Consider the following 24,135-nt stretch of genomic DNA (forward strand, 5'->3'; position numbering starts at 1 on the left):
TGAAGGGCGTGGCCCCTATAGCTCAGCTGGTAGAGCATCTGATTTGTAATCAGAGGGTCGGGAGTTCGAGTCTCTCTGGGGGCACCACATCCTTCATCACCATACCCGCATCGGGATCGGGCAAGGGCCCGTGTCCGGTGCAGGTTGCAGCGATGATAAGGCCTGCCACCCGGCGGGCTTGGGGAAGTGCCAGGTGGCAGGTTGACCCGTTCTGGTCGATGCAGACAGCACGCGATCGTAAATGCGTGGTGGATGAGGGGACTTCACCACCTCGCACTCCAGAAGTAATGACGCGCAACTCCGGCAGGAGAAGGGCAGCAGCAAGACAATTCTGGGGATGGTTGGTTTTATTGCGCAGGTGATGCAATCTGAGATTGCAGGACGCGTCCCCGTTCTTGCAAAGCACGCAGAATCACCCAACCCAGCCAGAGCCGGAACTTCCCAACCGAAAGTTGCGCGACAAGTGTCGAACACCCATAATCGGGGCCGCTGGTTGGGACTGTCGCAAAACGCCGAATAAAACCTGTCGAAAAGGACAGGTTACCCCGCATCAATGCAAATGGTATATTATGGAACAGGTAAAGGCGCAAAGACGTCACACCGGAATTGTCCATTTTCAGTATCAATGCGCGCCACTGTTTCCGGCGCAATACCAATTTGCAGGATTGAACCAAGATGTCACCATCAGGCTCGGTGATCGAATTCGACAAGTTTCGCCGGCTCAAAGATGCGTTCTCTGGCCTGATGCGGCCCGAGGGGGCCGAGAAGGTCGAACCCCGGCTGGCCTGGTATCTCCCCGGATTTTCAGGAAAATCCCGGGTAAGTACCGTGTTCGGCGAGCTTCCGATCGAGGCTCTGCGCGTTCGCGATGATCTTCGCACCTATTCGGGGGCAAGCGCGCAGGTGCAGCTGGTTGACCGGATTCACCTGGACGAAGACTTTCTGCGCAAGCAGCCAAGTGCGCTACCCCTGCGAATTCCCGCCGACTCATTCGGGCCGGGACGACCGTCCCAGGATATGCTCCTGTCCCCGGGGCAAGAGATTTCTTCCGATGTCCATGTCGTGACGAATTTCGTCAAGGCAGGTGATTTGCGAAACAGGTTCAACCCGGATCTGGCTCAAAGTGTGGGAATGACCTATATCCGCTTTCATTGCGGCGCTCCGGCGATTGTACGGATCGATGGGGTCTGGGTGCGGGTCCGCCCATAAGGTCAGGTAGCTCCGGCCCGCTATTCCGATGCAGCGGTCCGGTTGTTTCCAAAGCAGGCCAGAAACCGCCGAATTATCGGCGTTCTATTACGCCCAGGAAACTGAGCGTCTGCTCAAGATCAGCGCGCAGTTTCGCGTCCGAACGGTTGAACCCGCGGCAGAGCGCATCGAAGCGTTTTCGCAGGGTCTTCTTCTCTTCGCCCTTGCAGTCGTTCCAGGGGCGGCCCTGCAACCCCATCACCAGGACGTAATACCCGATGAAATGCGGGCGTGACCCGCCGTCCAGAAGCCGCCGGTAGGCTTCGTCAGCGCCCAGATCGCGTATTTCTTCGGCCGAAGTGATCCCGGCGCGGGCGAAGGCTTCTTCCGAGGCCGGGCCAAGGTTCGGGATCGATGAGACGGGGCTGGGCATCACGCTGTGGAGAGTGAGAACAAAACATGTCGAATCTCGCGGTTGGCCCAGGTCTTGTCAAGCGCGGGTCGTGTCAAGCGAGGAGGCGATCAGATCGCGGCCCAGTCCCGGAAGATCGGTTGTCCGGGCTGTTGCGTCGACCCACCGGCCTGCTGGCCTTGCTGCTGCTGGCTGGGGGTGCTGCTGCCGCCTTGCTGAGGCTGGCTGGGGGTCGTGGCCATCTGACTGCTCCGTTTGGCTCTTGTTCTTCCGATATTGCGCGGGTCCTTGGCCGCAACAAGCCGGGTTCATGACGATTTTGCGACGATATGGCGAAAACGTGCGACATCGGCAACAGGTCTTTGATCACGTTCCGGTTTTCCTGACCTCCCGCCTGGCCCCGGCCATCTCTGGTCTACCCGCAGGGCTTGCCGTCATGCCGCTTCGGGTTCACCTTGTGACTCCAAAGGAGACCTGACATGCCGCCCAAGAACCGTTTCGCCGAGCTTCTGCCCGAAATCACCGCCTGGCGCCGCGATTTCCATGAGCACCCCGAACTGCTGTTCGACGTCCACCGCACTGCCGCCCGGGTGGCCGAACTGTGCCGGTCGTTCGGCTGCGACGAGGTTGTCGAAGGCATCGGTCGCACGGGCGTTGTCGCTGTCATCAAGGGCCGATCCGACAGCAAGGGCCGCGTCGTGGGCTTGCGGGCCGACATGGACGCGCTGCCGATCAGGGAACAGACCGGGGTGCCCTATGCCTCGAAAACCCCGGGCAAGATGCATGCCTGCGGCCATGACGGGCATACGGCCATGCTGCTGGGGGCCGCGAAATACCTGGCCGAGACGCGGAACTTCGACGGCTCGGTCGTCTGCATCTTTCAGCCCGCCGAAGAAGGCGGCGGTGGCGGACGCGAGATGGTGAAGGACGGCATGCTGTCCCGCTGGAACGTGCAAGAGGTTTACGGGATGCACAACATGCCCGGCATCCCCGTCGGCCACTTCGCGATCCGTCCCGGCGCGATGATGGCCGCCGCCGACCAGTTCGAGATCGTGGTGACGGGGAAGGGGGGACACGCCGCCAAGCCGCATGACTGCGTCGACACGACCGTTGTCAGCGCGCATATCATCGTGGCCCTGCAGACGATCGCCAGCCGCAACGTCGACCCCCTGAAGCAGATCGTGGTCAGCGTCTGCACGGTGGAAACCGACTCCACCGCCCACAACGTCATCCCGCAGGTGGTGAAGATGAAGGGCACGGTCCGCACGATGGACGCCAAGGTGCAGGACTTCGTCGAGGCCCGCATCGGCCAGATCGTCGAGGGCACGGCCTTGGCGCTTGGGGCGCGGGCCGAGGTTCATTACCAACGCGGCTATCCGGTGACGGTCAACGCCCCCGAGAACACCGCTTTCGCGGCCGAGGTCGCGCGCCGCGTCTCGGGCCACGTCGATACCGCCACCGCGCCTCTGATGGGGGCCGAGGATTTCAGCTTCATGCTGAACGAACGCCCCGGTGCCTACATCTTCCTGGGCAACGGCGATACGGCGATGGTCCACCACCCGGCCTACAACTTCGATGACAGCGCGATCCCCTTCGGCTCCAGCTGGTACGCCGAAATGGCCGAGACCCGGATGCCCGCCGCATGATCGGGGTTACCCTGGTTGCGCTGGTGGCAGCGATCCACATTGCCATCCTGCTGATGGAAATGGTCCTGTGGGAGACGCCGCGCGTGCGTGCGATCTTCCGCACCACGCCTGACTTTGCAGCGGCGACGCGGGTCCTGGCCGCAAATCAGGGGCTTTACAACGGCTTTCTCGCTGCAGGGCTGGTCCTTGCGCTGATCCAGGGCCTTCCGGGTCCGGGGCAGGGGCTGGCGTATTTCATCCTGGCTTGCGTGATCGTGGCCGGACTTTACGGCGCGGCGACTGCGGGCCGACGCATCCTTTACATCCAGGCCGCTCCCGCCGTGCTGGCACTGGTGGCCGTGCTGGTTGGAATTTGAACCCTTGGTTTCGTCTGCGGCAGGACCGCCAGGCGGCGACTGCGCTGGCCCTGATTACGATCGTCCTGCGGGTGGGGTCGCCGATGTTGGCCACCGCTTCCACCCGGCCGCCGCGCCAACGGCTTGGCCCCGTACCTCTGGGGTTGTGGCGGTAAGCCTGGTCGCGATGCAGCCAGCGCATAAGCGGACTTGCGGCGCGGGGGCATCTCGCAGATAATTTACGGCGTTGGATCGAGGATGGATGGGACACGCAGGCCAGCCTGACACCGGAACGGCACAACCTGCGCGGGTAGAGCTCCGCGTGGTCGAGTTGATGAATCGTCTGCTCGACGTGACCCCCGACACCATCGAAAGCGAGATTGACGCCGTGTTGGCGGCGCTGGGTGAAGGCTACGGCTTTGCCCGCACCTTTCTTTTTCGCTACGCGGCGGAAACCGGATACCGGAACACACACGAATGGGTGGCGCCTGGCGTCCAGCCGCTGAAGCCGGTGATGCAGGGTGGTCCCCAGGTTGTCCGTCCGGCCTGGCACCAGGCTTTCCAGGACGGCAGGATCGTCGCCGTTCTTGACCGATCCGAGCTTCCCGATGGGTCGCCCGAACATCAGTTCCTGACCGATATCGGCGTCAGTTCGTCGCTCATGGTGCCGCTTTGCGACGGCAACCGGCTGTTCGGAGTGATCGGCTTTGACTGCTGCCGCCCGGATCGGCACTGGCACGATGAAGCGGTCTTCCTGCTGACCTCGATCGGGCGGGCGGTGTCCTCGATCGTCCTCCGGGTCGAGGCGGCTAGGGCCGAGGCCGCCTTGCGAAGCCACCTGGCCGCCACGCTGAACGCGCTGCCGGATCTGGTGATCGAACTGGCTCCGACGGGTGAGATCGTCGCCTGCCAAAGCGACAAGCTGCCCTGGTTGTCCAGCCTGGTCCGTGCGGGGATCGGTCGGCATGTGGCCCAGGTCCTGCCGCTGCCGCTGGCGCAAGTCATGACGGAAATTCTTGCGGCGCCGCCGGGCAACACGTCGTCCCTGACCCGGCGGGTCGGTGTCTCGACCCTGGTGACCCCGCACCGCTACGAAGTTTCGGTCGCCCGGTTAAGCCCTTCGCCACCGGGGCTGGCGGCCAACCTGATCGTGGTGATCCGCGACATCGCCACATCGGACCGGTCCAGCGAGATGACCTCGTTTCGTGAAGGTCAGTTTACCGCCTTCTTCGAGATGTGCCCGCATCCGATCCTTGTGAACGACTTCGACACCGGCGAGATCGTCGACGTCAATCGCGCCTTCAAGGATATGTTCGGACTTGATCCGCAGGCGGGGATCAACCTTCAGGTGCAGCAGATCCTTCCCCAGGATGGCGCGTGGCTGATCGAGGGCGCGCGGGCCGCGCTGAAGGCCGCCCAGACCTATGGCCCGGTCGAAGCCACGTTCCGCTGCAAGACCGGCCGTTCGTTCCCCGCCGTGGTGCGCTGTTTCATGAGTGTCGACCCCAACGGCCGCCGTCTCGTCTGGTCGCTGATCGAAAACATCACCGAGATCCGCGCCAAGGAAGCCGCACTTCAGGCCGGTCGCAATGCGCTTGAGGCGACGAAGTCCCGGTTCCTCGCCGCGATCGAGGCTCTGGACGACGGGTTTGCCATCTTCGACGCCCAGGATCGGTTGGTCCTCTGGAACACGCCCTATGTCCGGGTGTTCTCGCGGATCGGCGACCTGATCCGCGAGGGTGCGCTTTACGACGACCTCCTGCGCGCTGCCATCAGCCGGGGTGTCTTCGGTGCCGAAGGGGAACGCGACAGCGCGAACCTTCAGCGTCGGCTCGACCGCCCGCTGACCGAGGTTTGGGATAACGAAGATGAACTGGCCGATGGTCGGCTGATCTGGGTCCGCGAACGCGCCACCCCCTCGCGGGAAACCGTGGGCCTTTACGAGGATGTCACCGCCAGGCGTCTGGCGGACCGTCGGCTCGAACAGGTCGTCGACGGCGGCGGCATCGCGGTTTGGGACTGGGCCTCTGACCACGGTTTCACCACGATCAACGACTGCTGGGAGACGATGCTGGGTCTCGGCTCGGCGCGGGCGCTGGCCGACCTGATCGAACTCGTTCACCCCGAGGACCGTCTGGCAGTCGCCGAAGCGCAGCGCGAGCTGTTCCTGTCGGGCAGCGAAACCTTTTCGCTCCGCTGCCGGATGCGCCACCAAAGCGGCAAGTGGGTCTGGCTTCTGACCCGCGGCCATGTCGCAGCACGGTGGGCTGACGGCAGCCCGCGCCGGATTTCAGGCATCACGCTGGATGTGTCCGTTCAGACCGAGGCCGAGCAGCGTCTGGCCCATGTGATCGATGGCACCCAGGTTGGCACCTGGGAACACGACATGCGGACCGGCATAACGGTGGTCAGCGACCGCTGGGCCGAGATTCTGGGCTTCCGCGCGGTCGAACTGAACCCGATGTCGCTGCAGCGTTGGCTTGACATGCTGCACCCCGATGACACCGAAAGCCTGATCTCCCACGAACGCGACGCTTTCGAGTCCGGCCAGTGGCAGGTCGAACACGAGGTCCGCCTGCGCCACCGCGACGGACATTGGGTCTGGGTCCTGACCCGCGCCCAGGTCTCGGAATGGGACGAGGGTGGCTGCCCGGTCAAGACCAGCGGCATCAACCTCGACATCTCGGCAGCCAAGTCGCTTGAATTCGCGCTGGCCCGCGAACGCGACACCCTGGCCCGCGTGATGGAAGCCTCGGTCTCGGGCATCGTGGTCGTCGACGAACGTGGCGCCGTGGTCTTTGCCAATGCCGCCGCCGAGCGCGTCCTCGGCCGCAAGGTCAGCGCCGGCAGCTGCCTCCTGTCGCTTCTGGGCGATGATGCGGTGACCGACCTCGACGGCAACCGCATCCCGACGGACCAGCTGCCCGTAGCCCGCGCGCTCTCTGGCGAGCCTGGGATGCACGAGGTCCGCCATGACCTGCACTGGCCCTCCGGTGAACGTCGCGTCGTGGCGGTCACGTCGGCCAGGCTTTCGGCCGCCGGTACCGAGGCCGCCGTTGTCTGCACCTTCACCGACATCACCGACGAAGTGCAAAGCCAGGACCGTCTCCGCGCCGCGATGACCGCCGCCGAGACGGCGAACCGCGCCAAATCCGATTTCCTGGCCGCGATGAGCCACGAAATCCGCACCCCCCTGAACGGTGTCCTCGGCATGGCCACCGTGCTTGCATCGCGGCTGACCGATCCGCAGGAACAGGCGATGGTCCGGGTGATCCGCGATTCCGGCGAACACCTCTTGGGGGTGATCAACGACATTCTCGACCTCGCCAAGATCGAGGCCGGACGCCTGGTGCTGGACCCGCGCCCGATCCGGCTCCCGGACATCCTGATGCGCGTCGCGGCCCTCCACCAGATCACCGCGACCGAAAAGGGCGTGCAGCTGATCATCCACTGCAGCGGCGGCGCAGGCAGAGAGGTGCGCCTGGGCGACGAGATGCGGCTGATCCAGATTCTGCACAACCTGATGGGCAACGCGCTGAAATTCACCGACACCGGCCATGTGCGGGTCGAGATCGACTGCTCCGACCCCGAAGCCATCACGATCCATGTCCAGGACACCGGCATCGGGATGTCCGCCGAAGAGATTTCGCGCGCGTTCGATGAGTTCACGCAAGGGATGGGCGGATCGCGCCGCAGCCATGTCGGGACCGGGCTTGGTTTGCCCATCGTGCGCCGGCTTACCCGATTGATGCACGGCGATGTCTCGCTGCAATCGGTCGAGGGGCAGGGCGTCACCGCGCGTGTCCTGCTGAAGATTCCGGTGCTTGTCGATGGTGCGGCCCACGCCTCTGGTGCCGAAGTCCCACACCTCCCGCCACTGCGGGTGCTGGCCGCCGAAGACAATGCGACCAACCGGATCATCCTGCAAAGCATGTTGCAGTCCCTGGGGGTCGCGACGGTGATCGTGGCCGACGGATCCCAGGCGCTGCACCGCTTCCGCGACGGCGGCTTCGACGCGGTGCTTCTCGACATCGCCATGCCGGGAATGGACGGGCTGGATACGCTGCAGGCGCTGAACGTGCTTGCGGCCGAACTCGGTCGCCCCGCACCGCGCGCCATTGCGGTCACTGCCAATGTGATGACCCATCAGGTTGACGACTATCTTGGCAACGGCTTCGCCGCTGTCGTCGCCAAGCCGATCCGCATCGAGAGGCTAAGCCAGGCGCTCTGGCAATGTGTTGATCAGCCGGCGGACAGCTGACCCCGCCCCGGATTTGCTTTGACAGCTCAGACGCTTGGCCGCATCCTTGGCTCGGGCGCAAAGTGCGCCTTGGTCGCGGGTGACGGTGGCGGTGGTGCGGTCCCTTGCCAGACCCGTGCTCCGCTCCACCCTGGAACCTGTGGCGCGGAGGTGGCATGAATGACCGTATCGATCCCCTGACGCGGGCCTTGGCGCTGCCGATCTGGCAGGGCGAGGCGACGGCCACGCCCTTGGGCGGCGGGATCACCAACCTGAATGTCCTCGTGACCGACGCCATCCGCCGCGCCGTGGTGCGGATCGGCGACGATATTCCCGTCCACCAGATCATGCGCTTCAACGAACTGGCGGCCAGCCGCGCCGCCCATGCGGCCGGGGTCTCGCCCGGCGTGATCCACCACGAACCAGGCGCGCTGGTCATCGACTTTGTCGAAGGTCGGACCATGACCGCCAAGGATCTGCAGGACCAGGACCTGCTGGAACAGGCGCTGGCCCTGGTGATGCATGCCCACCGTGACATCCCGCGCCACCTGCGCGGCCCCGCGCTGACCTTCTGGGTATTCCAGGTCGTCCGCGACTATGCCGCCACGTTGTCCGAGGGCAGGTCGCATCACCTGCCGATCCTGCCCGATCTTCTGTCGCAAGCCGAGGCGCTGGAGCGCGCCGTGGGCCGGATCGAGATGGTCTTCGGCCACAATGACCTTCTGCCCGGCAACTTCCTGCACGACGGCACGCGGATGTGGCTGATCGACTGGGATTACGCCGGCTGGGGCTCGCCGCTTTTTGACCTCGGCGGGCTTGCCGCGAACAACGGCCTTGACCCGGCGCAAGAGGCCTGGCTGCTTCGGGCCTATTTCGGCGCCCCGCCCGATGCCGACCTCTGGCGCCGCTACCGCGCGATGAAGGCCGCCGCCGCCTTGCGTGAAGCGATGTGGTCGATGGTGCAAGAGATCCACTCGAAGCTCGACTTCGACTATCGGGCCTATACCGCTGACTACCTCGACACCTACCGGCAGGCGCTGGCCACCACGCGCCAGTCCACTTAGGCCACGGCGCGGGCCAGGGCGCAGAACCCTTCCAGCCCGATCTCCTCGGCCCGGGAGGTGGGCGCGATGCCGACGCTCTCCAGCACCGTCTCGATATCCGGGCGCAGGCCTTTCAGGCTGGCCCGCAGCATCTTGCGGCGCTGGTTGAACGCCATTGCAGTTATGCGTTGGAGCGTCTTGAAATCACACGGAAATCGTGGCTGAGGCAGGGCAGTCAGCTGCACCACGGCGGAATGAACCTTGGGCGCGGGCGTAAAGGCCTCGGGCGGCAAGGTCATCACGATCCGCGCCTCGCAGCGGTACTGCGCCAAGAGGGCAAGGCGCCCGTAATGCTCGGTTCGCGGCCTGGCAACAATACGCTCTGCCACTTCCTTCTGGAACATAAGCGTCAACGATGACCAAAGCGGGGGCCACACCTCCGGCGTAAGCCAGCGGATCAGAAGCTCTGTGCCGATGTTGTAGGGCAGGTTGGCAACGATCTTGAATGGCGGGGTCAGATGGGCGGCAAGATCCAGCTCCAGCGCATCGCCGTGCAGGACCTCCAGCCGCCCGGCACAGGCCGCCGCAATCTCGGCCAGGGCGGGCAGGGCGCGGGCATCCTTCTCGACCGCCACCACCCGCCGCGCGCCTTCGGCAAGCAGCCCCCGCGTCAATCCGCCCGGACCCGGCCCCACTTCCAGCACGTCGCAGGCCGACAGGTCTCCCGCCGCCCGCGCGATCTTGGCGGTCAGGTTCAGATCCAGCAGGAAGTTCTGCCCCAGCTGCTTTCTCGCCACCAGTTCATGCGCCCGGATCACTTCGCGCAGGGGCGGCAGCCCGTCTATCGTGCCCAAGTTCAGCCTTTCATCTTTGCCCAAATATCCCCGCCGGAGGCATCCGCCCTCACGCCCCGCGCGTCGCCACCATCTCGCGCGCCATCGCCAAGGCCGCGATCAGGCTCGACGGGTCTGCCAGGTTCCGGCCCGCGATGTCATAGGCCGTGCCGTGGTCCGGCGAGGTCCGCACGAACGGCAGGCCCAGCGTCACGTTCACCCCGCCCGCAAAGTCGATGGTCTTGATCGGGATCAGCGCCTGGTCGTGATAGGCGCAGACCGCCGCGTCGTAGGAGTTCCGAGCGCCCGCATGGAACATCGTGTCCGCGGGCCAGGGCCCGGTCACATTCAAGCCCTCGACCTTCAGCCGGGCCAGCAGCGGCCGGATCATCCGCTCCTCCTCCCAGCCCATCGCCCCGCCTTCGCCTGCATGCGGGTTCAGCCCCGCCACGGCGATGCGCGGCTGCGCGATCCCGAAATCCCGGATCAGGCCGGCAACAGTGATGCGGATCGTCGCTTCCAGCAGGGCCTCGGTCAGGGCCGCGGGCACTTCGGACACCGGGATATGGATCGTCGCCGGAACGACCCGCAGCCCGGGACAAGCCAGCATCATCACGACCCGATCCACGCCCGCCAGATGCGCCAGGAACTCGGTGTGACCCGGAAAGGCGAACCCCGCCCCGTCCTTCAGGGCCTTCTTGTTGATCGGGGCCGTGCAGACCGCAGATCCAAGCCCGGCCTGCACCAGCCGGACCGCGCGCGTGATCGCAGCGACCACGCCCGCCGCATTGGCCGGGTCCGGTCGCCCCGGAGCCGCCAGCCCCGCAAAATCCAGCCGCAGGACCGCCATCGCCCCATCGCCAGGAGCCTCGCCCTCGGCCACTGCGCGCCACTTTGTCCCCAAGGGCAGATGGCGCGGATCGCCGATCCAGACGAAACGTTCACCTGCCGCCCAGGCCTTCGCCGCGATCTCCGGCCCGATGCCGGACGGGTCGCCGCAGGTCAGAAGGACCGGCGCGCTCACGGCTCGCGGATGATCGCGGCCGCGCGGAGTTCTTCCAGATAGCCCTCGGCCAGGCCTTCCAGCTTCTGGTTGATCACCCGGTCACGCACCTGGGCGCGGGTCGGGGCCGGGTCCAGCACCGCCTCGCGCCCGCACAGCATCAGCATCCGCCGCAAGCCGCCCCGCGTCAGCGCAACCGAGATCTCGCCCGGGTCCAGCTTCGCCAGCTCCAGCGCCACGTCGCCCGGAACCTCGCCGATCCCGGCCTTGGTCAGCGTCACCCGGTCCGCTTGCCCATCGGCCTCGGCCTGCAGCATGGCACAATCATCCGCCGCCGCCCGGATCCGGCCGATTTCGGCGGCATCGTCCGGGACCAGAAGCTCGACCCATTCCACCGAGACCGAAATCGGTTCCGCCGCCGTATCTTCGGCCACGTCACGCAAGAGGAACAGAACCACGGCGCCCGGCACCGAGACCGGGTCCGAAACCTCGCCCGGGTCCAGCGCCAGGATCTTCTGCCCGATTACCGCCGGCAGGTTCGACAGGGCAAGCCAATCCAGCCGCCCGCCAGCACCCGCCGTCGGGGCCGCAGAATATTGCCGCGCCGCCGCCGCAAACGCCGCCTCGCCCGACAGGCTGTCCGACAGGTCCTGCGCCCGGGCCATCGCCGCGTCTTCCTGGCCCGGCGGGGCCGGGATCACCAACTCGCTCGCCAGGACCTGCAAGGCCTTGGGACGCACCGAGGCTTCAAGCGCCCGGTCGACGTCCGCCTCGCTGATCGGCACCTGGCCCAGGAACTTGGCCCGCACCACCTGGCGCCACAGCAGGCCCGCCGCGACGAAATCGCGGAAGGTCTCCGGCGCGATCCCGGCCTTGGCCAGCTCGGTCACGAACTGTTCGGTCGTCAGGTTCGCGCGGCTCGCGAATTCCGCCAGCCCGTCGGTCAGGTCCTTCTCGGTCAGCTTGATCTTCAGCCGTTCGGCTTCGGTCTGGCGCAGTCGGTCCTCGACCAGCGCCTTCAGCGCCTCGTCCTCCGGGTTGCCCGGCGCGCGCAGCACCCGCAGGAACAGGGCGCGCTGCTGCACTTCATACTCGGTAATGGCCCGGTCGTTGATATAAAGCCGCGGCGCAAAAAGGTCCTGCGCCAGGGCCGGAGCCACCATAACCGGAGCCACCATCACCGGAGCCGCCAGCACAAGGCCGATCGCTGCTGCTGCAGCCTGCCGTTTCAGACCCGAAAATCGCATCGTTTCCGCCGCTCTTCCTTATTCCCGCGGGTCTTTGGCCCGCCCTTGCCTACTGCCTGCAGGTCCGTGCCGGACCCCCGGTAACCCCGCTGCCGAAGCCCACCAGGTCCAGCGACAGGCCGAAATCCGTCGTCGGGGTCACACTAGTGGATGACGTGAAGCGACGCGAGAGGGAAACATCAAACCGCACGCATTCGTTCAGGAACTCCAGACCCAAGCCGGCCAGCGTGCCCTGATCACCCGCGAAATCATAGCGGCCGGATGCCTTGGCAGTCCAGTTGGGCGTCACCTTTCGCCGGGCGTCGAAGGTGATCTCCTGCGTGGGATCCGGCCGGTTCTCCAGCGGGTCGGCCACTGCCCAGATCATCGAGGTCGACAGCGCCGTCTTCGGTCCGCTCAGCGCCAGCCGGGCCTCGGCCTTGGTGACGCTCAGCCCGTCGTCCAGCACCATGCGCCCGGTCAGCGCCAGGGTGTCCGACAGCGTGAAGGTCGTCGCCGCCAGCCAGTCCGAGGTCGTCCCGGCCAGCCCCGAGCCCGGCCCGAATTGCCCAAGGTCGGCCTCACGGAAGACCCGTCCCACCGTGACCCCCATCGACCAGCCCCTTGGGTCATGGCGTGTCCAGCTGACCCCGACATTGGCCCGGGGGCCGCGTTCCACTGCGTCCGATCCGGGAAAACGATCCAGGGAAAACAGGTTGCCCTCATCGAACTCGATCAGGACCGAATCCTCGTTCGGCAGGCTTTCCGCCACCGAGGATGAGAACAGAAGCTGCACCACCGGCTCGATCACCTGCACGGCCCCACTGGCTTCGGTCTTGACCCAGGGCCAGCGCAATTCGACCCCGGCCGAGCCATGTGTGCGCGATGTGCTGCCGCCGAAGGTTGCGTCGTCGGCGATGGTGTAGGCGTCCGCCGTAAGTTCGCCCAGAACCGTCCCTTCGATGCCCATCGGCAGGAAAAGACTGCGCCGCCAGTCGATCCGTGCGGAAATGCGGCCGACATCGCGGCCATCGGCAATTCCATCGCCGTTGCCGTCCACCGGACTGGCCGAGCTGCGATAATGGTTGTGCGTCTGCAGCCGCAAGCCACCCTCACCGCCCAGCGGCCCCAGCGAGAAACGCCTGTGGAACGTCAGGTCGGCGATCACCGTGGGAATCGTGGTGTTGTCCTCGTCATCGCGCAGCGTCTGGAAGCTGATGATCCGGGCCGAGATATGTTCGTTGCGCCGCGTGCGCTTGACTTCGATCCGGCTGTCCAGCCGGTCGGTGTTGTCGATGCCATAATCCAGAAGATAGGCCGGGTCGGTCACGGTCTTGCCGTCAAAGCTCAGCTGGAACCGCTCGGGCAGGGTGAAATCGCCTCTGGCGCGCAGGTAGCCACGGGTTTCGCCGGGGCTCAGCCCGTCCCGGCTGACCGATCCCTCCAGCGTCAGAAGCCCGGTTGCAAAGGCCTGGCGGTAACGCAATCCCAGTGTCTTGCTGTCCCGCGCGGTCAGGTAGGGTGTCAGGGTCACGTCGGCCGATGTGCCCAGCACGATGAAGTAGGGAACCTTGATCCCGGTCCCCAGGTCCGAGGTCGTGCGGATCGATGGCATCAGAAAGCCCGTGGCCCGCTTCAGCGTCGGGTCCGGCATCCGCAGGCGCGGGATGTAAAGGACCGGGATGCCCGCCAGCCGGAACTGCGCGCGGTCGAAATAGATCTGTCGCGCCACCTCGTCATGCACCACCCGGCGCGCGCGGATCTCCCACAGGGGTGTCGGATCTCCCGGGCAAACCTTGCACGACGATGCAGTGACGGTCTGCAAGGCCGTATACCGGCCCGCGACGCGCATCATCCGGTTGGCCGCCAGCTGCAACTGCTGGTTCAGCACCAGCCTTGCGCTGGTCAGGATGCCTTCGGACAGGTCGGCGGCCAGATCCGCCTGGCCTGCCAGGATCAGGGTTTGCCCCGTGGGTTCGGTCAGGACGATCGGCCCGGTGATTTCCAGACGGTCGGTTGCCTGGTCAAAGACGATGCGGCTGGCCTTCAGGCGGTTGCCCCTGAAGAAGACCTCGACATTGCCGTCAGCGATCAACCGGGTGTCGCCGGCGATCTCCAGGCGGTCCGAGACCAGTGTTGCACTGTCCTGCGCCTGGGCGGGCAGGGCGAGGGTGATCAGGACCGCCAACAGGGCCAGAAGCCGCGACATGTCAGCCTTCCTCCAGGTGAAGAAGCAGGCCAAGCGACAACATCACCGCTGCGACCGGCGGGCTCCAGGCCGCCAGCAGGATCGGGATCTGCCCGCTGTCCCCCAAGGCCTGCGCGAAGTTGCGCAGGAAGTAGAAACCAAAGCCCGCCAGCAGTGCAAACAGCACCATCCGCCCGGTGCCCCCGAACCGGACATGCCGCATGGTGAACCCCGCCGCGACAAGCACCATCGCCGCCATCAGCATCGGAAGCGCCAGTTCCATCTGGTACCACAGCTTGTAGGCCTGCGCCGAGAAGCCCGCGCGTTCCAGATCGGCGATATAACCCGGCAGGTCCCAGAACCCGATGGCCGAGGGCGTGCCGAAACTGTCGCGGATGCGCTCTGGCGTCAGGTCCGAGGGCAGGGCGACCGGCCCTTCGGCCTTGACTGCCGACAGTTCGGGGTTCGCCGCCGTCAGGTCCCAGGTCTTGGTCCCCGTCAGTTCCCAGGCGCCCTCGACCAGCTTCGCCGTCTCCGCCTCGATCCGCCGCGTCGGGCGGCCTTCCTGGTCAAACCCCAGGAACGTCACGCCGAAGAGTTCTGTCCCGTCCAGGTTCGACCGCGCCGCCTGGATGACCGTCTGCCCCTCGCCCGAACCCTGCCGCAGCCACAGGCCCGTGTCGGCCACCGACAGGACTGACCGCCCACCCTGGCTCAGCGCCGCGCGCGCGTCGTCATAGGCCTTCGATGTCGCCGCCACCAAGGGGTTGAAGAAGGCCACCGCCAGAAGCCCCAAGCCCACCGAGACCACCAGCGGCGTCACCAGAAACCGCAGCGCCGACCGCCCGGCCGCGCGCACCACCACCAGTTCCGACGACCGCGCCAGCCCCAGGAAATTCGCGATCGCCCCCAGGATCAGGATCAAGGGCAGGATGCGGTACAGCGTCTCGGGAACGCTGAGAAGCGACAGCCGCGCCGCGCCCGCCAGCCCCACGCCCGCATCGGAAAAGCGCCGCAGCTGCTCGATCATGTCGATCAGCATCAGGATCACGAAGAAGGCCAGGAACACCCGGCCCACCGACCCCAGGAACCGCCGCGCGATGTAAAGACTTAGCGTCATGCGAAGGCCCGCCGCCGCCGGGGCCTCTGCGCCCACCACAGCATCGCCCCCGCCATCAGGATGCCCGCCAGCGGCCCCGCATAGACCACAGGCCAGGCGCCCTCCCGCTCCAGCGCCACGCTTCCGCCCCAGGTCCAGACCAGCTGCAGCGCGATCAGCAGGCCCACCGCCACCGCCATCTGCCGCCACAGCCCGAAGCGCGAGAACGCCCCCTGCATCAGCGCCGCAAAGCCGATCAACGCTGCTGCCACCGCCAGAAGCGGGCCCGCCAGCCGCGAATGACCCTCCTCCTGCATCTGCGCGACTGTCGCCCCCGTCTCCGCCGCCGCCTCGGGGCGGCCCTCCAGCAGGATCCGCGTCGGCAGGGCGTTCAGCGCGATCTGCCCGGCACCGCCGACCGAAATCAGCCCCGCCAGGTCCAGCGTGAAATCAGAGAACCGCGTCACCGCCATGCGCCCGCCCTCGCGTGTCAGCCGCTGGGTCGCGCCATCGACCATCACCAGCTTCGGCGCCACCTCGCCGCGCACCAGAAAGGCCTTGCGCGCCGTATGGACCGCCCGGTCGGTCTCGGACCGCTCATCGGCCAGGAACAGGTCCAGAATCTCGCCGGTGGGGCTGATCTCGCGGATGTAAAGCGTGATCCCCTGCGAGGGATGCAGGAACTGCCCCGCCGTCAGGAACCGCGCCGTGACGTTCTGCGAGATCTCCGCCGACCGTTCGCTCAGAATGCGCTGGCTGGCCGGGACCAGGAAATTCGTCAGGACAAGCTGCATGACCATCACGGTCACCCCGAAGTACAGCACCGGCCGCGCCAGCCGGAAGGCCGAGAACCCCGTGGCCTGCATCACCACCAGCTCGCTTTCCTGCATCAGGCGGTTGACCACATAGACCGTCGCCGCAAAGGCCGCGATCGGCAGCACCAGCCGGATCGCATTCGGCAGCGTCAGGACCGAAAACTCCAGAAACACCAGCGCCGACTGCCCGTCACCGATCAGCTGGTCGAACAGGCCCACCGCCCGGTTGACCCAGTAGACCGCGACCAGCACCAGCGCGAAGAAGCCGAACAGCGACAAGAGCTGCGACATCAGATATCTGTCGAATCTAGACACGCCTGCGCCGGCCCCTACAACATCTAGGCGCGACCCTAGCGGAATTCACCGGCGGCGAAAACTGCTATCTGGCCAAGCGCCGGGCGGGGTTGTAGCGTCCCGGCAAGCCGCCGCCGAGTGTGAAAAACCCGATGCGGAAAACCGTCTGACGAAAGAGAACGCAATGCCGAAACCCCTGCCGATCCAGTTCCAGGCCACCGATCTTGAAGCCCTCGCCGCCCAGAAGGGCCGTATCGCCGTGCTGGCCGACGCGGACCAGCCGGCCAGCCCCGGGTTCAAGCGGCTTGACCGGCTGACCAAGGGCGCGCTGACCCGCGCGGCCGGGTCCGAGGCCTTTGGCAAACTGAAGCCGGGCGAGGCGATGGACCTGGCCTATCTGCCGGGCCTTGCGGCTGATGCTGTCCAGCTGATCCGGCTGGGCAAGAAGGCTGATCAGACCCAGGCTCGCAAGGCCGGGTCGGCTGTGGGCAAGTCGCACGGGGCAGGGGGCTCGCTTGTCCTGGCCGAGGGCCACGCCCGCGCCGCAGACATTGCCTTCGGCCTTGCCATGCGCGCCTATGACTTCGACACCCACAAAAGCGGCGAAAAGTCCGTCCCCGGACCCGTCACCCTGATGGCCACCAACCCCGAATCCGTCGCGAAGGCCGCAGCGCCGATGGCCGCCGTCGCCGAAGGCGTCTTCTTTACCCGGGACCTGGTGAACGAACCGGCCAACGTCCTGACAACGCACGATTTCGCGGCCCGCTTGGCCGCCATGCATGAACTGGGCCTCGACGTCGAGATCCTGGAAGAAGAAGACCTTATGAAACTCGGCATGGGTGCGCTTCTGGGCGTGGGGCAGGGGTCGGAAAGCCCCTCGAAGGTCGTCGTCATGCAGTGGCACGGCGGTGCAAAGGGCGAGGCGCCCTTCGCACTGATCGGCAAGGGCGTGGTCTTCGACACCGGCGGCATCTCGATCAAGCCCGCTGCGGGCATGGAAGAGATGACGATGGACATGGGTGGGGCTGGCGTCGTCGCCGGAGTGATGCGGACGCTCGCCTTGCGCAAGGCCAAGGCCAATGTCGTCGGCATCGTCGGCCTGGTCGAGAACATGCCCGACGGTCGCGCGCAGCGTCCCGGCGACGTCGTGAAATCGATGAAGGGCGACACGATCGAGGTGATCAACACCGACGCCGAGGGCCGCTTGGTCCTGGCCGACGTGATGTGGTACGCGCAGGAACGCTTCAAGCCCACCGGGATGATCGACCTCGCGACCCTGACCGGCGCGATCATCATCGCCTTGGGCCATGAAAACACCGGCGTATTCTCCAACAATGACGACCTTTGCAACGCCTTCCTTGCGGCCGCCAAGTCAGAGGGCGAGGGCGCCTGGCGGATGCCGATGGGCGACGCCTATGACGCCAAGCTCAAGTCCCGCATCGCCGACATGATGAACGTCGGCGGCCGCGACGGGGGGGCGATCACTGCGGCGCAGTTCCTTCAGCGCTTCGTCAAGCCAGACATGCCGTGGTGCCACCTCGACATCGCAGGCACGGCGCTGCTGAAGGCTGACACCACGCTGGCGCCGAAGGGTGCGACCGGCTGGGGCGTCATGGCGCTGGACCGGTTGATCCGCGACCGGTTCGAAAAGTGAGGCTCCTCGCTCGCGTTACGCGTCGCTCTTCGCCGGGCGGCGCACCAGCGAGGAGAAGTCGACGACGCACGACGAGCGGTGCCTAATGGGCACGGTGATGTTCTTCCACCTGATGCAATCGGCCCCCGCCGATACGCTGACCATCAACGCGCCGCGCGCCTTGGGGCAGGGCTGGCGCGTCATGGTGCGCGGCACCGACCTTTCGGCGCTGGACCGGCTGGATCAGGCTCTCTGGCTGAAAGGCGGCGACGACAGCTTTCTGCCGCATGGGCTGGAGGGCGGGCCCCACGACGCGGACCAGCCGGTGCTTCTGGGCCTTGGTCACCCGGTAAATGGCGCAAAAGTCCTGGCACTGGTCGACGGGGCCGAAGCCACGGACGCCGAGATCGCCGCGATGGAGCGGGTCTGGGTCCTGTTCGACGGCAACGACCAGGCGCGGCTGCAAGCTGCCCGTGGCCAGTGGAAGACGATCACCACCGCCGGTCACGCGGCGCAATACTGGTCCGAGGAATCTGGTCGCTGGGAGAAGAAGGCCGAAAGCGCCGCCGGTTAGGGTTCGGGACAAGTTTCTTCGAAGAACTTTGCAGGATTCTGCGAAGGATTCTGGCCCGGAAAAATGGTTAAGGCCACCTTAACAGAAAAACACAAGTAATTGAAAATAAATAGAAAACAAAATATGTCCACCGTGGACACCTACTGCCGCAGCACCAGTTTTCCCCCGTCGAACTCCATTCGGAACTGCCCCAGGTAGTCCATCCCCAAGAGCGACTGATCCAGCGTCCCCTCGGTCACGAAGGCCCCGAATCGCTCATTGCGGAACGGCCCCAACTCGACCGCCTCCAGCGTGACCCGTGCCGTTCGGACCACCCCGTTGGCCGTGTTGGCCTGCCCGCGGAACTCCAGCTCTGCAAGGTCAATCCCCAGCCGCTTGGCATCCTTTCCCGCCAGCACCAGTCCCGAAGCCCCGGTGTCGACCATGAAGGGCACCGCAGTCCCGTCGATCATCAGGGTAAGATAATAGTGCCCGTCGACCGACCGTGGCACCTCGACCTCACCCGCTGCGCCGACCTCCTGGATTGGCATCACATCCCGCCGGATATCCGACCACAGCCCGTAGCCCGCCATCATGCCCACGAAGATCAGCCCCCAGGCCAGCGCCATCCGCAGCGCCTGACCCATGCGCTGGCGAAACTCCACCAGCACCCAGCCGCCCAGAGCAGCCAGGATCAGCGCCAGGTAGCCCACGCGGGCCAGGGTCTCTCCGTCCATCCAAACCTCCGGTTCAGGCAGATATGGGGGCAGGCAGGCGACTTGGAAAGATCACCCGATCAACCCCGTGCCCTTCACCCCGTCGATCACGAACTGCACCGACAACGCGGCCAGCAGCATCCCCAGCAGTCGCGTGATGACGATCACCCCGGTCCGGCCAAGCATCCGCTCCAGGGGCGGCGAAGCCAGCAGGAAGGCATAGGTCACAGCCATCATCGCCAGCATCAGCCCCAGCACAGCCAGGGTCCCCGGCCAACCCGGCCCCGCCTCGCCGACCAGAAGGATCACCGAGGCGATCGCCCCTGGCCCTGCGATCAGCGGCGTCGCCAGCGGGAAGACCGAGGGGTCGTGATCCGGCTCGGCCTGCTGCCCCTCCCGCCGCTGCGTGCGCCGTTCGAACAGCATGTCAAGCGCAGTTAGGAACAGAAGAATCCCCCCGGCAATGCGGAAAGCCGGCATCGAGATCCCGATGAAGGTCAGGATCGCTTCACCCGCGACCCCGAACAACAACAAGAGCGCCGCCGCAATAAGACAAGCCCGCCGCGCCATCGCCCGCCGCTTCTCCGGCCCCATGCCTCGGGTCAGCGCGATGAAAAGCGGCACCAGGCCGGGCGGGTCGATCACCACGAATAGCGTGGCGAAGGCGGTGATAAGGAAGGCAGTCTCGGGCATCGCGGCTCCACGGTTCTCCGCAGGCTAGGCGGCGCGCTGCGGTTTGGGAAGCGGAACCTCAGCACAGCCAATGCTGGTGAGCGACCCGCTATGGCCTGGATCTTGATCACTATTGTATTTACGAGGTCTACAAATGTGTATATACATACCCTGTCAAGCTGTATATACATCCAGGCTCACGCGCTGATGAGTTCCAGCTTTTCCTGGGCCGACAACCACAGCGCCTCGGCCTTGTCCAGCGCGTCCATCACCTCGGCGTACTTCCGGTTCCAGGTGTCCAGCTCGCCCTTGCGGCCGTCCTCGTAAAGCTCTGGGTCGGCCAACTTCTTCGCCAGCTTGTCCCGCATGGCGTTCAGCTTCTCCAGCCGGTCCTCGCATTTGCGAACTTCGGCTTTCAGCGCAAGCAGTTCATCCCGGCTGGGTTTCGGTTTCTTCTCAATGGGTTTTGCGGGGATCTTCACATCGTCTTCGCCCGCAAGAAGCTGCCGACGATAGGCTTCCAGATCTTCGGTATAGGGCGTTACCGCGCCACCTTTCACCAGCCAGAGCCGATCGGCGACAAGCCCAAGAAGGTGCATATCGTGGGAAACCAGGATCACCGCGCCGGGGTATTCGGTCAGCGCGTCAACCAAGGCTTCACGCGACTCGATGTCTAGGTGGTTGGTCGGTTCGTCCAGAATGAGCAAGTGCGGGGCATCGATTGTTGCCAAAAGCAGGGATAATCGCGCCTTCTGACCGCCGGACAGTCGCGCCACAACCGTATCGGCCTGGTCGGCCATCAGGCCGAATCCGGCCAGCCGCGCGCGCAGTTTCGGCTGCCCCTCGGTCGGACGGAGGCGCATGATGTGCTGCAGGGGCGTTTCATCCAGGTGCAATTCGTCAACCTGGTGCTGGGCGAAATAGCCGATCCGCAGCTTGGTGGACCGGGAAAACTTCCCCTCGGCAGGTTGAAGTTTGCCCGCCAACAGTTTGGAAAGCGTGGACTTTCCTTCGCCGTTTCGGCCAAGAAGGGCGATGCGATCATCCTGGTCGATGCGCAGGTTCAGTTTCTTCAGGATCAGCGGGCCGCCGTAACCGACCGCCGCGCCGTCCAGGTTGATGATCGGTGGTGCCAGTTCCTCGGGGGCAGGGAAGGTGAATACGACCTTCTTGGCATCCTCCGGCGCGGTAATCGGGGTCAGTTTCTCCAGCATCTTGACGCGACTTTGCGCCTGCACCGCCTTCGAGGCCTTGGCCTTGAAGCGGTCCACGAAGCTTTGCAAATGGGCACGCCGCGCCTCGACCTTCTTCGCCTCGGCCTGCAGGACGGCGCGCCGTTCGGCCATCTGGCGGGCGAACTGGTCGTAGCCGCCTTGCCAATAGGTCAGCTTGCGGTTGTCGAGATGCAAGATGCCTTGCACGGCTCGGTTCAATAGGCCGCGGTCGTGGGAGATGATCAGGACAGTGTGCGGGTATTTCTGGAGATAGCTCTCCAGCCACAAGGCGCCCTCAAGGTCGAGGTAGTTGGTCGGTTCGTCCAGGAGCAGGTAGTCGGGCTGGGCGAAGAGGACCCCCGCCAGTGCCACCCGCATCCGCCAACCCCCCGAAAAGGCCGAGCAGGGCATGAGCTGCTGTTCAGCATCGAACCCCAAGCCCTTGAGAATACTGGCCGCCCGACCCTCGGCCGACCAGGCATCGATGTCAGCCAGCCGCGCCTGAATCTCGGCGATCCGGTGCGGATCCTGCGCCGTCTCGGCCTCGGCCATCAGGCTGGCGCGTTCCGTGTCCGCTTGCAGCACCGTATCGATCAGCGAGGTCTCGGACGACGGCACTTCCTGGGCCACGCCGCCGATCCGGGCGCGCTGGGGCAGGGTGATCGACCCGCCCTCCAGCGCCAGCTCGCCCCGGATCAGGCGGAAAAGTGTGGTCTTCCCCGCGCCATTGCGGCCCACAAGGCCAACCTTGTGGCCAGTGGGAATAGTGGCCGACGCGCCCTCGAACAGGGGGCGGCCCTCGACGTTGTAGGTGATGTCCTCGATCTTCAGCATGGTCGGGCATTGCCCGAAGCCGACGGGAAGGTCAATGCCACTGCACCTTTTCAAAGCCCGCCGCCCGTGGTAGCAGCCCGCCATCCGAAAGGGCCACGCTGGCCCCAAACCCGATGGAGAGCCAGATGGCCGTTGAACGTACCCTGTCGATCATCAAACCCGATGCGACCAAGCGCAACCTGACCGGCAAGATCGTTGCCAAGTTCGAAGATGCCGGCCTGCGTGTCGTCGCTTCGAAGCGCATCCACCTGACGCCTGCCCAGGCCGGTGCCTTCTACGCCGAACACAAGGAGCGCGGCTTCTACGGCGAACTTTGCGCGTTCATGGCCTCCGAGCCGGTTGTCGTGCAGGTTCTGGAAGGCGAAGGCGCGATTGCCAAGAATCGTGAAGTGATGGGCGCGACCGATCCGGCCGCTGCGGCAGACGGCACGATCCGCAAGGAATTCGCGCTGTCGAAGGGCGAGAACTCGGTGCACGGATCGGACAGCGAGGCATCGGCCGCGCGCGAGATCGCGTTCTTCTTCTCGGGTCTCGAACTCGTAGGCTGATTTCTGGGTCCACGTCGGTGCGGCCCGGTCGATCGACCGGGCCGTTTCCGTTTGGGGGGGGTGAACGGCGAAATCCATATATCGCATAATCAGTATTATGTAATGTAATGGGCGCTGGAAAGCCGGAGTACACCGGGATATGAGGCCTTCGAGCCCCGTGGAGCCTGCAGATGTTCGACCGTTCGATCAAGATCGCCCCGTCTATCCTTGCGGCTGACTTCGCCAACTTTGGCGCGGAATGTCGCGCGATCGAAGCACAAGGTGCGGATTGGGTGCATGTCGATGTGATGGACGGCCATTTTGTGCCGAACCTGACCTTCGGCCCGGCGATGTGCGCTGCAATCCGGCCGCATATCAAGGGCGTGATGGATGTCCACCTGATGATCTCGCCCGTGGACGTCTATCTTGACGCCTATGCCCAGGCCGGCGCCGACGTGATAACAGCGCATGTCGAGGCTGGGCCGCACATTCACCGCACGTTGCAAGCCATTCGTGCGCTTGGGAAAAAGACTGGTGTCGCGTTGAACCCCGGAACCCCGGTCGAGGCTGTGGCCGAGCTGTTGGATATGGTCGATCTCGTTTGTGTGATGACGGTGAACCCCGGGTTCGGTGGTCAGAGCTTCATTGAAAGCCAGGTTGCGAAGATTGCGCGTCTGCGACAGATGATAGGTGATCGCCCGATCCACATCGAGATCGATGGCGGGATCACGGTTGTGACGGCTCCTCTGGTCAGTGCCGTCGGTGCCGATGTGCTGGTTGCGGGCTCGGCGGTTTTCAAGGGTGGTTCGGTCGACAATCCGGCACCCTATGGGTCAAACATCAGGGCAATCCGGGCCGCGGCCGAGGCAGTTGTTGGCTGACACCGTGAATCTGGTCTTCGACCTTGACGGCACGCTGATCGACAGCGCGCCACAGATTCATGCCGCAGCGAATATTGTCTTTGGGAGCAAGGGTTTGCCGCCCTTTTCACAGGAAACCGTTCGCGGGTTCATCGGGAACGGTGTGGGTGTGCTGGTCGGTCGGTTGATCGCCCACCAAGGTATCGAGGCGACCGCCGCGCTTGAGGGCGAACTGGTCGAGAGCTTCATCAATATCTACGAACAAGCCTTTGATCTAACATCCCTTTATCCAGACGTATATACGACCTTGTCTGCACTGGTTGACGCCGGACACCGGATGGCGATTTGCACCAACAAGCCCCAGGGGCCGACTTTGGCAGTTCTCCGGCACTTCGACCTGGGCCGGTTCTTCCCCGTCGTGATCGGCGGAGACACCCTGCCCCAGCGCAAGCCCGACCCGGCCCCGCTACTTGCTGCGCTGACCGGGCTTGGGCCAGGCAAGGCGCTTTTTGTCGGCGACAGTGAAGTGGATGCCGAGACCGCGCAGCGTGCGGGTATTCCTTTTGGGCTGTTCGCGGGTGGATACCGCAAAGCACCGGCAGAATCGCTGGGAGCGAGACTGATTTTCGACGATCACGCCGCCCTTCCCCGCCTCGTCGCTCATGTTTCGGCTCGTCTCTAGCGCGATTTGACCCAAATCGGTGACAACTTCCGTCATCTGGCCGGTTTGCGGACGGTTCCGATGCCTAAGTCGTAGACAAGCCAAGGAAACCGGCCTTATGTCACGTCCAAGTTCGGAATGTC

At 65.1% G+C, this 24,135-nt stretch carries 21 protein-coding genes and 1 tRNA gene; 11 read left to right on the forward strand and 11 right to left on the reverse strand.

Annotated elements, in window-relative coordinates:
* Positions 1-11: 11 nt before the first annotated feature.
* Positions 12-87 (forward strand) — tRNA-Thr (locus tag Q8M85_RS10895).
* Positions 88-693: 606 nt separating this feature from the next.
* Positions 694-1,209 carry a Hint domain-containing protein gene (locus Q8M85_RS10900; protein ID WP_305544148.1) on the forward strand — a complete coding sequence of 172 codons (516 nt, stop codon included), beginning with the start codon at positions 694-696 and terminating at the stop codon, positions 1,207-1,209.
* Between the two features lie 73 nt (positions 1,210-1,282).
* Here Q8M85_RS10900 and Q8M85_RS10905 read toward each other — a convergent pair whose 3' ends face one another.
* A complete protein-coding gene (locus tag Q8M85_RS10905; protein WP_305544151.1) occupies positions 1,283-1,621 on the reverse strand; it encodes a TfoX/Sxy family protein in 339 nt (112 codons plus the stop codon).
* 89 nt (positions 1,622-1,710) lie between these two features.
* On the reverse strand, positions 1,711-1,842 hold the full coding sequence (locus Q8M85_RS10910) for a hypothetical protein (RefSeq protein ID WP_305544154.1): 132 nt from the start codon (positions 1,840-1,842) through the stop codon (positions 1,711-1,713).
* Between the two features lie 237 nt (positions 1,843-2,079).
* Between Q8M85_RS10910 and Q8M85_RS10915 the strand changes: the two genes are divergently transcribed.
* The 4 genes from Q8M85_RS10915 to Q8M85_RS10930 all read left to right on the forward strand — a co-directional run bounded on the left by Q8M85_RS10915 (position 2,080) and on the right by Q8M85_RS10930 (position 8,885).
* The gene (locus tag Q8M85_RS10915) at positions 2,080-3,246 is read left to right on the forward strand and encodes a M20 aminoacylase family protein (protein WP_305544156.1); all 1,167 of its coding nucleotides are present in this window, start codon (positions 2,080-2,082) and stop codon (positions 3,244-3,246) included.
* Positions 3,243-3,602, forward strand: a complete 360-nt coding sequence (locus Q8M85_RS10920) for a DUF1304 domain-containing protein (protein WP_305544159.1) — start codon at positions 3,243-3,245, stop codon at positions 3,600-3,602. The genes Q8M85_RS10915 and Q8M85_RS10920 overlap by 4 nt, the downstream gene beginning before the upstream one ends.
* A 241-nt stretch (positions 3,603-3,843) precedes the next feature.
* The gene (locus Q8M85_RS10925) at positions 3,844-7,842 is read left to right on the forward strand and encodes a PAS domain-containing protein (RefSeq protein ID WP_305544162.1); all 3,999 of its coding nucleotides are present in this window, start codon (positions 3,844-3,846) and stop codon (positions 7,840-7,842) included.
* A 155-nt stretch (positions 7,843-7,997) separates the two neighbouring features.
* On the forward strand, positions 7,998-8,885 hold the full coding sequence (locus Q8M85_RS10930) for a choline kinase family protein (protein ID WP_305544165.1): 888 nt from the start codon (positions 7,998-8,000) through the stop codon (positions 8,883-8,885).
* Here Q8M85_RS10930 and rsmA read toward each other — a convergent pair.
* The 6 genes from rsmA to lptF are packed head-to-tail and all read right to left on the reverse strand — an operon-like array spanning position 8,882 to position 16,343.
* A complete protein-coding gene (rsmA, locus tag Q8M85_RS10935) occupies positions 8,882-9,718 on the reverse strand; it encodes a 16S rRNA (adenine(1518)-N(6)/adenine(1519)-N(6))-dimethyltransferase RsmA (RefSeq protein WP_305544167.1) in 837 nt (278 codons plus the stop codon). The two genes, Q8M85_RS10930 and rsmA, sit on opposite strands and share 4 nt — an antisense overlap.
* Positions 9,719-9,767: 49 nt before the next feature.
* Positions 9,768-10,721 carry a 4-hydroxythreonine-4-phosphate dehydrogenase PdxA gene (pdxA, locus tag Q8M85_RS10940; RefSeq protein ID WP_305544169.1) on the reverse strand — a complete coding sequence of 318 codons (954 nt, stop codon included), beginning with the start codon at positions 10,719-10,721 and terminating at the stop codon, positions 9,768-9,770.
* Positions 10,718-11,947, reverse strand: coding sequence for a peptidylprolyl isomerase (locus Q8M85_RS10945; protein ID WP_305544172.1), 1,230 nt, complete (start codon positions 11,945-11,947; stop codon positions 10,718-10,720). The genes pdxA and Q8M85_RS10945 overlap by 4 nt, the downstream gene beginning before the upstream one ends.
* A 49-nt stretch (positions 11,948-11,996) precedes the next feature.
* Complete coding sequence (locus Q8M85_RS10950) at positions 11,997-14,135, reverse strand: LPS-assembly protein LptD (protein ID WP_305544175.1); 2,139 nt, start codon at positions 14,133-14,135, stop codon at positions 11,997-11,999.
* A gap of 1 nt (position 14,136) precedes the next feature.
* On the reverse strand, positions 14,137-15,234 hold the full coding sequence (lptG, locus tag Q8M85_RS10955; protein WP_305544178.1) for an LPS export ABC transporter permease LptG: 1,098 nt from the start codon (positions 15,232-15,234) through the stop codon (positions 14,137-14,139).
* Positions 15,231-16,343: an LPS export ABC transporter permease LptF gene (gene lptF / locus Q8M85_RS10960; RefSeq protein WP_305544180.1), complete on the reverse strand. Its 1,113-nt coding sequence runs from the start codon at positions 16,341-16,343 to the stop codon at positions 15,231-15,233. The genes lptG and lptF overlap by 4 nt, the downstream gene beginning before the upstream one ends.
* Before the next feature lie 163 nt (positions 16,344-16,506).
* Between lptF and Q8M85_RS10965 the strand changes: the two genes are divergently transcribed.
* Positions 16,507-17,976, forward strand: a complete 1,470-nt coding sequence (locus tag Q8M85_RS10965; RefSeq protein ID WP_305544183.1) for a leucyl aminopeptidase — start codon at positions 16,507-16,509, stop codon at positions 17,974-17,976.
* 85 nt (positions 17,977-18,061) lie between these two features.
* Complete coding sequence (locus Q8M85_RS10970) at positions 18,062-18,529, forward strand: DNA polymerase III subunit chi (protein WP_305544186.1); 468 nt, start codon at positions 18,062-18,064, stop codon at positions 18,527-18,529.
* A gap of 140 nt (positions 18,530-18,669) precedes the next feature.
* Here Q8M85_RS10970 and Q8M85_RS10975 read toward each other — a convergent pair whose 3' ends face one another.
* The 3 genes from Q8M85_RS10975 to Q8M85_RS10985 form a co-directional block, all read right to left on the reverse strand.
* A complete protein-coding gene (locus Q8M85_RS10975; RefSeq protein ID WP_305544189.1) occupies positions 18,670-19,245 on the reverse strand; it encodes a TIGR02281 family clan AA aspartic protease in 576 nt (191 codons plus the stop codon).
* A 51-nt stretch (positions 19,246-19,296) separates the two neighbouring features.
* Positions 19,297-19,917: a MarC family protein gene (locus tag Q8M85_RS10980; RefSeq protein ID WP_305544191.1), complete on the reverse strand. Its 621-nt coding sequence runs from the start codon at positions 19,915-19,917 to the stop codon at positions 19,297-19,299.
* A 176-nt stretch (positions 19,918-20,093) separates the two neighbouring features.
* Positions 20,094-21,944 (reverse strand): ABC-F family ATP-binding cassette domain-containing protein, encoded by a 1,851-nt coding sequence (locus Q8M85_RS10985; RefSeq protein ID WP_305544192.1) that lies wholly within the window; start codon positions 21,942-21,944, stop codon positions 20,094-20,096.
* A 125-nt stretch (positions 21,945-22,069) separates the two neighbouring features.
* Between Q8M85_RS10985 and ndk the strand changes: the two genes are divergently transcribed.
* From ndk to gph, 3 genes are all read left to right on the forward strand, one after another.
* Positions 22,070-22,492, forward strand: a complete 423-nt coding sequence (gene ndk / locus Q8M85_RS10990) for a nucleoside-diphosphate kinase (RefSeq protein ID WP_305544194.1) — start codon at positions 22,070-22,072, stop codon at positions 22,490-22,492.
* Between the two features lie 170 nt (positions 22,493-22,662).
* Positions 22,663-23,352 (forward strand): ribulose-phosphate 3-epimerase, encoded by a 690-nt coding sequence (gene rpe, locus Q8M85_RS10995; RefSeq protein ID WP_305544196.1) that lies wholly within the window; start codon positions 22,663-22,665, stop codon positions 23,350-23,352.
* Positions 23,345-24,013: a phosphoglycolate phosphatase gene (gene gph, locus Q8M85_RS11000; RefSeq protein ID WP_305544199.1), complete on the forward strand. Its 669-nt coding sequence runs from the start codon at positions 23,345-23,347 to the stop codon at positions 24,011-24,013. Before rpe ends, gph begins: the two co-directional genes overlap by 8 nt.
* The last annotated feature ends 122 nt before the right edge of the window (positions 24,014-24,135 follow it).

Origin of the sequence: Tabrizicola sp. (assembly GCF_030694085.1) — a bacterium.
Taxonomy (GTDB): Bacteria; Pseudomonadota; Alphaproteobacteria; order Rhodobacterales; family Rhodobacteraceae; genus Tabrizicola.